The following is a 10280-nucleotide window of genomic DNA, read 5'->3' on the forward strand; positions in this document are numbered from 1 at the left end:
AAGAGGTTTGCGTCAGAAACGCGCCCAGCGCCGACGCAAACCTCTTGATCACCGGGGAGGTCCGTAGGGTGGGCGGGTGAGCGAGGGTGGGCGGGTGGGAAGCGGCGGAAGCGGCGGAAGCGGCGGAAGCGGCGGGGGCAGCGGCGGCGGGGCCAGCAGCGCTGACGAGCCTTGGCCGGTACGGGTGGTCAGCCAGAAGGTGGGGGCGTGGATCGCCAAGCTGGGCTGGGTGTGGGTGGACGGGCAGGTGGCGCAGATCAGCCGCCGCCCGGGAGCCAGCACCGTCTTCCTCACCCTGCGTGACCCGTCGGCCGACCTGAGCCTGACCGTCACCACCAACCGGGACGTCCTGGACTCCGGCGCGCCGGAGCTGCGCGAGGGCGCACGTGTGGTGCTGCACGCCAAGCCCGAGTTCTACGCCGCCCGGGGCACGCTGAGCCTGCGGGCCGACGAGATTCGCCAGGTGGGGCTCGGGGAACTGCTGGCCCGACTGGAGAAGCTCAAGAAGCTGCTCGCCGCCGAAGGGCTCTTCGACCGCGCGCGCAAGCGTCGACTGCCGTTCCTGCCCGGCCGGATCGGGCTCATCACCGGTCGCGCGTCGGCGGCGGAGCGGGACGTGCTGACGAACGCCCGACGTCGTTGGCCGGCGGTGGAGTTCCGGACTGTCAACGTGGCAGTGCAGGGCCCGTCCGCGGTGCCACAGATCGTCGACGCGCTCAAGGTGCTGGACGCCGACCCGAGCATCGACGTGATCATCATCGCGCGAGGTGGCGGCGGCATCGAGGACCTGCTCCCCTTCTCCGACGAGGCGCTCTGCCGCGCGGTGTTCGGCTGTCGTACGCCGGTGGTCAGCGCGATCGGCCACGAGACGGACGCGCCCTTGATCGACTATGTCGCCGACGTCCGCGCCTCCACCCCGACCGACGCGGCGAAGCGGGTCGTCCCCGACCTCACCGAGGAGGTACGCCTCATCGGTCAGGCCCGGCACCGCCTCGAACGGGCGGTGCGCAACCTGGTCGACCGGGAGACGCACCGGCTCGACGGGCTGCGTTCCCGGCCGGTGCTGGCCCGGCCCCAGGTGATGGTGGAGCATCGGGCGACCGAGCTGACCGCGTTGCGTCAGCGGGCCGGCCGCTGCCTGGAGCACCGGCTCGGGGCCGCCGAGGATGACCTGCGGCACACCCTCGCGCGGCTGCGCGCCCTCTCCCCCGCCGCCACCCTCGACAGGGGGTACGCGATCGTGCAGCGCGCGGACGGCCATGTGGTCCGCGCGGCGGCGGAGGTCGGCAAGGGCGACCCGCTGCGGGTACGACTGGCCGACGGCGAACTGGCCGCCACCGTCGATGGCTGAGTGGCGACGAGGCGCGGTGGGGAGTGGTGTGCTGAGATGAACGCGATGACTGATGACACGAAGGCCGGGCCGGACGAGCGGCTCAGTTACGAGCAGGCCCGCGCCGAGCTGGCCTCGGTGGTGGAGCGCCTGGAGGCCGGCGGCACGTCGCTGGAGGAGTCGCTGGCGCTCTGGGAGCGCGGCGAGGCGCTGGCGGTGATCTGTCAACGCTGGCTGGATGGTGCGCGGGCGCGGATCGACGCCGCCCGGCAGGAGCCCGCTTCCTGACCAACCGCCGGTGGGGCGGCCGGAGCCGCCCCACCTCGGTACGTCAGTTGAACAGGCTGTACAGCTCGGCCGGTGCCTCGACGACCTGGGCCGCCGGCGGCTTCTGGGCGGCGGTGGCGGCGCCGTAGTCGGAGTAGGTCATCTTGATCTCCTGGGCGGCGGTCTGCCCGGCGGCCGGCAACTGGAGCACCAACTCGCTGAGCCGGCCCTGCGGGTCGACCTTCGCGGTGAACGGGACGGTCTTCGCCTGGGTGCCCAGCGCGGCGATCGTGGCGGCGTTCAACGAGCCCGCCTCGGCGGCCTTGGTGACGTCGATGGTGCCGGCGTACGCGCCGGTGCCGGTGCTGCGGACCTCGGTGATGCCCTGGGTGAGCACCGCGCTACCGGCCGGGTCGACCTTCTCGAAGTCGAAGCCGAGGTTGCGGTTGCCCTTGATCCGGTTCTGGTCCAGGTGCTGGTACTTGCCGAGGTTGAGCTGCTTGATGGCGGGCAGGCTGTCGGCGGTGGGGCCGGTCAGCTCCAGCTTGACCCAGCTGTCCGGCTTGAAGTGGACCACGTCGAGCTTCATCGCCAGGTCGGACGACGGGCCACCGATCGCGATCTTCATCGCCGCGCTCTGGCTCGGCTGGTGCACGAGCCCCTCCGCCGTCGAGCCGGCGCCGGCAAGGGTGAACCGGAAGTTCCCGTTGCTGATCTCCTTGGTGGAGTCGAGCAGGGCCTGCTTGGCGTCACCCGCCACCGGGGCACCGGACGGGCTCGCCGTGCCGGACGCACTCACAGTCGGGGACGGAGTCGATCCGGCGGTGCCGGTTCCGCTGGCGCAGGCGGCCAGTGCGGGCGTGATCAGAGCGGCGGCTACCAGGCCGGCGCCGAGTCGTCGAACAGTCATACGTGTCTCCCAAGGGGGTCACCCGACGACCTGGGCGGCGCCGGAAACCGGGCGACGCAGCAGCACCGTCGGCTGCGTCGCGCGACCCGGGCCGAGCAGCGCGCCCGGATCACCCCCTCTTTGTTCCCTGTCGACCGGTCGGACAATCACCCTTCGGGCCTGTTGCCCAGATTCGACGCCGGCGGGCCACCCCACCGGGTCCGGTCAGCGCAGCGAGCCGGCCAGTTCGCGGAGTTCGTTGTCCCGGGCGTCGCCGACGACGATCACCGTGCGGGTCGGCTCCAGCAGGACCAGCGCCTGCTGGTTCCCCCGGGCCGTGTAGAGCTGCCAGGCGCGCCCGGCCAGCTCGGTGGGGCCCTGCGGCTGGCTCTGACTGGTCAGCTCGGCAGGGAGCAGACGGTCCGCCGGGACGCTGCTCTGCAGCAGTTGGACGCCCCGCCCCTCCGGCGTGAGGTAGCCGAGTCGCAGGTTCACACCGCCCTCGACGGCCTGGTAGCGGGCGCTGACCGTCTTCCAGTCGGCGCCGAGCCCCTGCGGCTGGCTCACCGGAAAGACGTTCGCCGAACGTGCCTGCTCGATGGCGGGCGCCGGATCGACTGTGGTGGCCTGGTCGCCGCCGAGGAATCCCCGGTAGAACGCCAGCAGCAGCGCGATCGGGACGAGCAGCACCAGCAGCGAGATCGCCATGTCCTTCGGCGACCGCTCGGACTTGCCGGACACCGCCGGCGGCGGTGGGGTCGGGTCGGTCGCGGCGGGCTCACCACCGCGGCCGGCGGGGACGTCGGCCGGCGGCTGACCGTCGGGCGGCGTGCTGTCGGCGGGTACGCGGTCGGCTGGCTGTGCGGGTTCCACCCCACTATCTTCGCAGCCGCCCGACCGGCGGTATCCGGGCCATCACCGCCCCGCGCCGACGCCCGGTCGGCCATCGTGTGAGGATCAGCGACAAAGCCGGCAGTGGGGGCCTCCCCGCCGCCGGCCGTCCCCGCACCGTCGCGAGGAGGAGTAGCCGTCATGACGAACACCAGGACGCGGATCCCGCAGGATCTCGACCGAAACCTTGCCCTCGACCTGGTCCGGGTCACCGAGGCTGCGGCGATGGCCGCCGGCCGGTGGGTCGGTCGGGGCGACAAGGAGGGCGGCGACGGGGCCGCTGTCGACGCGATGCGCAAGCTGATCAACTCGATCCAGATGCGCGGTGTGGTGGTGATCGGCGAGGGCGAGAAGGACAACGCCCCGATGCTCTTCAACGGCGAACACGTCGGCGACGGCACGGGCCCGGAGGTGGACGTCGCCGTCGACCCGGTGGACGGCACCACACTCATGAGCAAGGGCATGCCGAACGCGGTGGCGGTGCTCGCCGTCTCCGAGCGCGGTGCGATGTTCGACCCGAGCGCCGTGTTCTACATGGAGAAGCTCGCCGTCGGGCCGGCGTACGCCGACGTGATCGACATCAACGCCGGTGTGGCGGAGAACCTGCGCCGGATCGCCAAGGTCAAGGGCACCGACGTCTCCGAGGTGACAGTCTGCGTACTGGACCGGAGCCGTCACGACGACCTGGTCGCGCAGATCCGCCGGACCGGGGCGGGGATCCGGTTCATCTCCGACGGCGACATCGCGGGCTCCATCGCGGCGGCCCGGGGTGAGTCGGACGTCGACGTCCTGATGGGCATCGGCGGCACCCCGGAGGGCATCATCTCCGCGTGCGCGCTGAAGTGCATGGGCGGCGCGATGCAGGCCAAGCTGTGGCCGCGCGACGAGCAGGAGCGGGAGAAGGCGATCGCGGCCGGGCACGACCTGGACCGGGTGCTGGGCACCGACGATCTGGTCACCGGCGACAACTGCTTCTTCGTGGCGACCGGGGTCACCTCGGGCGACCTGCTGCGCGGGGTGCGTTACCGGGCGGGCGGCGCGTACACCCAGTCGATCGTCATGCGCTCGAAGAGCGGCACCATCCGGGTGATCGACTCGTACCACCGGTTGGAGAAGCTGGCGCTCTACTCCGCTGTCGACTTCGACGGTCGTCCGCTGGCCGAGCAGGAGTGACAGCCGCCGACACGGCGACCCCGCAGACCCTGTCGGCCGCCCGCCGGATCACCGGCGTCGCGCTGGCGTCGGCCTCCGGGGTCGCTGTGGCGGTGCAGTCGCGCATCAACGGCGAGCTCGGGGTACGCCTCGACGACGGTTTCGCCGCCGCCGTCGTCTCGTTCGGCATCGGCCTGCTGGTGCTGCTGGTCCTGGTGCCCGCGACCCCCGGTGGTCGGCGAGGGCTGGTCGCGACACGGCGGGCCCTGCGGGCCGGCACGCTGCGGCCTTGGCAGTGCCTCGGCGGGATGTGCGGAGCCTTCCTGGTGGCCACCCAGGGCCTCACCATCGGCACGTTGGGCGTGGCGGTCTTCACCGTGGCGGTGGTCGCCGGTCAGACCGGCAGCAGCCTCGCCGTGGACCGGGCCGGGATCGGGCCGACCGGCCGGCAGCCGATCACCAGGCAGCGGCTGGCCGGAGCGGTGCTCACAGTGCTGGCGGTCGGCCTGGCGGTCGGCGACCGTCTGGGTGACCCGGGTGCGCTGGCGCTGGCTCTGCTACCGCTGCTCGCCGGGGTGGGTATCGCCTGGCAGCAGGCCGTCAACGGCCGGGTCCGCGCGGCGGCCGACAGTGCGTTGACCGCCACGCTCGTCAACTTCGCCGTCGGCACCGTCACCCTGCTCGTCGCGTTCGCGATCGACATCGCCGTACGCGGCTGGCCGGGCGGCCACCTGCCGACCGAACCGTGGCTCTACCTGGGCGGCCCGATCGGCATCGTGTTCATCGCGATCGCCGCCGCGATCGTCCGCTTCACCGGCGTTCTGCTGCTCGGCCTGGCCACCATCGCCGGGCAGATCGTGGGCGCCGTCCTGCTGGACCTGATCCTCCCCACGGCGGCCTCGCACCCGGGTGTGAACACCCTGCTCGGCGCGGCGCTGACAATGGTGGCGGTGCTGATCGCCGCGCTGGCGCCACCCGCCCGCCGACGTGATGTCCGCGTGTGACGGCAGAGGGCCGACCTCGTCAGTGACCGCCGCTCCGCCCTCGATGACGAATGTCAGCCGGCGTCGGAGGAGTGCCCGGGGAAGAGGTGTGCGCTCGGGTCGATGGCGACCGCCGCGTTGTTGACCGCCGTTGCCGCCTCACCGAAGCCGGTGGCGATCAGCCGGACCTTGCCCGGGTACTCGGTGATGTCGCCCGCCGCGAAGACCCGGGGCAGGTTGGTGGCCATCGCGCTGTCGACCAGGATGTGCCGGCGGTCCAGCCGTAGCCCCCACTCGGCGAGCGGGCCCAGGTCGGCGGTGAAGCCGAGGGCGGCCACCACGGTGTCCACCGGCAGCGTCTCGGTAGCGCCGCCGCGCACTGTCACCTCGGCACCGGTTACCGCGCCGTCCCCGAGCAGCCTGGTGACCTCGGCGTTGACCACCACCCGCACCGGCAGGGAGAGCACCCGGGCGACAGTCGAGGCGTGGGCCCGGAACTTCTCCCGGCGGTGCACAAGGGTCACCGACCGGGCCAGCGGTTGCAGCGCCAGCGCCCAGTCGAACGCGGAGTCGCCGCCACCGACGATCAGCACGTCCCGATCGGTCAGCTCGGTCGGCTCGGTCACGAAGTAGACGATCCCCGAGCCGGGGGCGCCGTCGGCGCACGGCAACGGCCGAGGGCTGAAGCTGCCGAGCCCGCCGGTGACCACTATCGCGCCGCACGCGAGCTGCTCGCCACCGGCCAGGCCGAGCACCGGGCGACCGTCGGCGTACGCGAGCTTCTCCGCCCGGGTGCCGAGCAGGTACTGCGGACCGAACGGTGCCGCCTGGGCCACCAGGTTGGCCAGCAGGTCGCGGCCCTTGACCGCGGGAAAGCCGGCGACGTCGAGGATCAGCTTCTCCGGGTACATGGCGGTGACCTGACCGCCCGGCTCGGGCAACGCGTCGATCACCGCTACCGACAGCCCCCGGAACCCGGCGTAGTACGCGGCGAAGAGACCGGCCGGACCGGCCCCGATCACGGCGACATCGACCTCGCGCATGGCGTACCGTCGCTTTCCGCTCACGGATCAACGCGTGCTGATCTCGACCGTAAGCGGGCGGTGACGGTCGGGCAAGCACGTCCCAGAGGCGCGCCGGAGAATCGCCTCAGGGCAGGCTGAGCGTGGAGCCCGAGTAGTCCTGGCCGCCCACGGCGGGTCGCCGCCGACGGAACAGGATCGCCGCCACCACCCCGCCGAGCAGGCCGAACAGGTGCCCCTGCCAGGAGATCCGCTCGTCGGTGGGGAGGATGCCGACCAGCTGCCAGCCGTAGAGCAGACCGACAAGGAGGAAGACCGCGAAGTTCCACCAGCTGCGCTCGACGATGCCCCGGGTGAGCAGGATGCCCAGGTAGCCGAAGATGACGCCGCTGGCGCCGACCACCACCGAGTTGGGTGAGCCGGTGAACCACACGCCGAGCCCGCTGACCAGGATGATGACCAGGGTCGACCAGAGGAACCGGCGGGCGCCGGCGGCGAGGACGAAGGTGCCCAGCAGGATCAGCGGGATGCTGTTGCTGTAGAGGTGGTCGAAGCCGTGGTGCAGGAACGGGGAGAAGAAGACCCCGTCGAGCCCGTCGATGCGTTGCGGGATGATGCCGGCGGTGGCGTCCAGGCCGAACTCGAGCCCCTGGTCGACGGCCTCGATGAGAAAGAGGAACGGGACCACCGCGCACATGGCGACGAACGCCCGGCCGAGCGCGGCGTAGAACGCCTCGGTGCCGAACCGGTAGGGGTCGCCGCTTGACGGGTGCAGGGTCACTCCACAACTGCTATCAGCAAAAGCGGCCGACCGCCACTCACGTCCCGTCGGGGTACGCGCGAAGGCGGGGCGAGTGGAGAGCCACCTGCCCCGCCTTCGAGAGCCGTCAGTAGTGGTTGTTGTTCTGGAAGTAGGTCCAGGCGCCGCAGGGCGTCTTGTACCTGCCCTTGATGTAGCCCAACCCCCACTTGATCTGCGTGGCCGGGTTGGTCCGCCAGTCGGACGCGACGGAGCCCATCTTGCTGCCCGGCAGAGACTGCGGGATGCCGTACGCACCGGACGAGGAGTTGTTGGCCTTGTGGTTCCAGCCGCTCTCCTTGGTCCAGAGCTTCTCCAGGCAGGGGAACTCGGCGATGCCGAAACCCGCGCTGATCATCAGGGCGCAGCCAGTCTTGCGGTTGCCGCTGTACTCGGCGCAGGACGCCGGGATCGGCCCGTCGTACGGCTTGGCGGGCGCGTTGGCGGCGGCGCGCTCGCGCTTGCGGGACGCCGCGGCGGCCTCGGCCCGGCGGGCACGCTCGGCGGCTTCCTTGGCGGCCTGCTTCGCCCGCAGCTTGGCCTGGTACTCGGCGGCCCGCTGCTTGGAGAACTGCACCTGGTGGGCGGCCTGCCGCTCGCGCTGGTACGCGAGGTCGGCCCGGTCGACCTCGAGGCTGACCTGCTCGGTCAGACCCTGTTGCTGGGTTTCCCGGTCTTCGCCCAGGTAGAAGCCACCGGCAACGCCCACGGAGAGCAGCGCTACAGCAGCCGTACGGGCGCCCAACCGGCTCCACAGCCGACTCACGAAGTGGTCCCTTCGTCGGGAGCAAGGACGTGGCGCGGCGCAGACCACAGGTGGGCCGTCAGCCGTGCCACGAGCGCCCCGACCGGTTGCCGGTCGCGCCGACGCACCGACCTTCGCCGATGTCGTCCGTCTCGAAGACGAACGATCGCCGACGATTCCGGTGGTGCATGGACGCTCGTGGGACACGATTGCGCACAGTGAGGCTGATGGGAAACCAACCAGGCCGTTTGTGATCTGCGCCACACCAAGAATGCGGACAAAAGCCCACATAACATCCGTCAGATCGGGATGTCCTCCAGTAGGTCCGTGACCATCGCGGCGATCGGAGATCGCTCCGAACGGCTGAGGGTGACGTGCGCGAAGAGCGGATGACCCTTGAGCGCTTCGATGACAGCCGTCACCCCGTCGTGCCGGCCGACCCGCAGATTGTCCCGCTGGGCAACGTCGTGGGTGAGCACCACCCGGGAGCCCTGCCCGATCCGGGACAGCACTGTCAGCAGCACCCCGCGCTCCAGCGACTGGGCCTCGTCCACGATCACGTAGGCGTCGTGCAGGCTGCGCCCGCGGATGTGGGTCAGCGGCAGCACCTCCAGGATGCCCCGCGAGGTGACCTCCTCCAGCACGTTCTCGTGCACCACCGCGCCGAGCGTGTCGAAGACCGCCTGGGCCCACGGCGACATCTTCTCCGACTCCGAGCCCGGCAGGTAGCCCAACTCCTGGCCGCCGACGGCGTACAGCGGGCGGAACACGATCACCTTCTTGTGGCGGCGGCGCTCCATCACCGCCTCCAGCCCGGCGCAGAGCGCCAGTGCCGACTTTCCGGTGCCGGCCCGACCACCCAGTGAGACGATCCCGATCGACTCGTCCAACAGCAGGTCGAGAGCGATCCGCTGCTCGGCCGAGCGGCCGTGCAGCCCGAACGCCTCCCGGTCGCCCCGGACCAGACGCACCGACTTGTCCGGCAGCACCCGACCGAGCGCGGAGCCGCGCCCCGAGTGCAGCACCAGACCGGTGTGGCAGGGCAGCCCGGCCGCCTCGTCGAGGTCGAGCGTCTCGCCGCCGTACAGCTGGCCGATCTGCTCCTCGCTCAACTGCATCTCCGACATACCGGTCCAGGTCGGGTCGCTGGCCTGGCCGTGGCGGTACTCGTCGGCACGCAGACCCACCGAGGCAGCCTTGACACGCAACGGCATGTCCTTGCTGACCAGGGTCACCTCCCGCCCCTCGGCGGCGAGGTTGAGCGCGACGGAGAGGATCCGGGCGTCATTGCTCTCGGTGCGGAAACCGGGCGGCAGGACGCCGTCGTCGGTGTGGTTGAGCTCCACCCGCAGGGTGCCGCCGACGTCGTTGGCGGGCACCGGGCGGTCGAGTCGGCCGTGCCGAACCCGCAGGTCGTCGAGCATCCGCAGCGACTGCCGGGCGAACCAGCCCAGCTCCGGATGGTGCCGCTTGCCTTCCAGCTCGGTGATGACCACCAGAGGTAGCACCACTTCGTGCTCCGCGAACCGGTGGAACGCCGCCGGATCGGAGAGGAGCACCGACGTGTCCAGGACAAAGGCCTGGCCGGCTGGTCGCGGCTCCTTGGGGTCGGCCGGCGCGGCGGCCGCCGAACGGCGGCTCCTGGCGGCTCGGCGGGGCGTGGCAGTCGCGGCCGGGGTCTGGTCGGCACCGGCGATGGTACGGCGAGTCGTCACAGGCCTGCTCCGACGGATGGGCACCCGCCACCCGTGTTCCGCCTCCTCCGGTGCCCGGGGACACGGGGTCGGATGCGGAACCCCATGCGCGAGGTCGCAGATCCGGGCGGACCGGCTGGCTCGGGAGAACCCCGTGCCATGCCTAGACGCTAGCCCCGCCGGACCTTCCCGGCTAGGGGCCGAACGTGGATCTCCCAAGACGCGCTCGTGAACAGGGCTCCGTCGACGCCCGCACCAGCCGAAAGGCATTGTCGCGAACGCGGCGGAACCGGCCGGGATGCATGCCCCCTGCGCGCATCCCGGCCGGGTGGGGCCACCGTCACCGGTCTGACGTGACCCCGACGGTGCGTGTCCGCCGCGGACGACGCACCGCGCTCGTGGCGCCGGTCGGCCGGATCAGCGGCGCGTCCGACTCCAACGCCCGACGCGCGTCGATCACCGGGTCGAGGACGTCGTACTCGACGTCGATCAGCTCCAGCGCGTCACG

At 71.5% G+C, this 10280-nt stretch carries 10 protein-coding genes; 4 read left to right on the forward strand and 6 right to left on the reverse strand.

Translation table 11 applies throughout. The annotated features are described in order from the left end of the window. Positions 1-94 precede the first annotated feature (94 nt). Complete coding sequence (gene xseA, locus AB0C20_RS32180; RefSeq protein WP_357569394.1) at positions 95-1351, forward strand: exodeoxyribonuclease VII large subunit; 1257 nt, start codon at positions 95-97, stop codon at positions 1349-1351. A 45-nt stretch (positions 1352-1396) separates the two neighbouring features. Further along, the gene (locus AB0C20_RS32185) at positions 1397-1618 is read left to right on the forward strand and encodes an exodeoxyribonuclease VII small subunit (protein ID WP_030328827.1); all 222 of its coding nucleotides are present in this window, start codon (positions 1397-1399) and stop codon (positions 1616-1618) included. Between the two features lie 43 nt (positions 1619-1661). On the opposite strand, the gene AB0C20_RS32190 is transcribed toward AB0C20_RS32185, so the two are convergent. Both AB0C20_RS32190 and AB0C20_RS32195 read right to left on the reverse strand, forming a co-directional pair. After that, on the reverse strand, positions 1662-2507 hold the full coding sequence (locus AB0C20_RS32190; protein ID WP_357188340.1) for a hypothetical protein: 846 nt from the start codon (positions 2505-2507) through the stop codon (positions 1662-1664). 204 nt (positions 2508-2711) lie between these two features. Further along, positions 2712-3359, reverse strand: a complete 648-nt coding sequence (locus AB0C20_RS32195; RefSeq protein ID WP_357188344.1) for a DUF4245 domain-containing protein — start codon at positions 3357-3359, stop codon at positions 2712-2714. A gap of 159 nt (positions 3360-3518) precedes the next feature. On the opposite strand from AB0C20_RS32195, the gene glpX reads away from it, so the two are divergent. Then, positions 3519-4550 (forward strand): class II fructose-bisphosphatase, encoded by a 1032-nt coding sequence (gene glpX, locus AB0C20_RS32200; protein WP_091394313.1) that lies wholly within the window; start codon positions 3519-3521, stop codon positions 4548-4550. Beyond that, positions 4547-5533 (forward strand): DMT family transporter, encoded by a 987-nt coding sequence (locus AB0C20_RS32205; RefSeq protein WP_357188346.1) that lies wholly within the window; start codon positions 4547-4549, stop codon positions 5531-5533. Before glpX ends, AB0C20_RS32205 begins: the two co-directional genes overlap by 4 nt. 53 nt (positions 5534-5586) lie before the next feature. Here the strand turns inward: AB0C20_RS32205 and AB0C20_RS32210 are convergent, their stop codons facing one another. The 4 genes from AB0C20_RS32210 to AB0C20_RS32225 form a co-directional block, all read right to left on the reverse strand. Further along, complete coding sequence (locus tag AB0C20_RS32210; protein ID WP_357569396.1) at positions 5587-6555, reverse strand: NAD(P)/FAD-dependent oxidoreductase; 969 nt, start codon at positions 6553-6555, stop codon at positions 5587-5589. 106 nt (positions 6556-6661) lie between these two features. Beyond that, positions 6662-7315 (reverse strand): rhomboid family intramembrane serine protease, encoded by a 654-nt coding sequence (locus AB0C20_RS32215; protein WP_357188348.1) that lies wholly within the window; start codon positions 7313-7315, stop codon positions 6662-6664. Positions 7316-7421: 106 nt separating this feature from the next. Further along, a complete protein-coding gene (locus tag AB0C20_RS32220) occupies positions 7422-8099 on the reverse strand; it encodes a lytic transglycosylase domain-containing protein (protein ID WP_238684420.1) in 678 nt (225 codons plus the stop codon). Between the two features lie 278 nt (positions 8100-8377). Beyond that, positions 8378-9793: a PhoH family protein gene (locus tag AB0C20_RS32225; RefSeq protein WP_357188351.1), complete on the reverse strand. Its 1416-nt coding sequence runs from the start codon at positions 9791-9793 to the stop codon at positions 8378-8380. Positions 9794-10280 lie beyond the last annotated feature (487 nt).

The sequence above is a fragment of the Micromonospora sp. NPDC048843 genome (assembly GCF_040649965.1).
Lineage (GTDB): Bacteria > Actinomycetota > Actinomycetes > Mycobacteriales > Micromonosporaceae > Micromonospora > Micromonospora hortensis.

Coding starts and splice junctions, on each gene's coding strand:
- AB0C20_RS32185 (WP_030328827.1), top strand. CDS start 1,397: ATGACTGATGACACGAAGGCCGGGCCGGACGAGCGGCTCAGTTACGAG.
- glpX (WP_091394313.1), top strand. CDS start 3,519: ATGACGAACACCAGGACGCGGATCCCGCAGGATCTCGACCGAAACCTT.
- AB0C20_RS32190 (WP_357188340.1), bottom strand. CDS start 2,507: ATGACTGTTCGACGACTCGGCGCCGGCCTGGTAGCCGCCGCTCTGATC.
- AB0C20_RS32210 (WP_357569396.1), bottom strand. CDS start 6,555: ATGCGCGAGGTCGATGTCGCCGTGATCGGGGCCGGTCCGGCCGGTCTC.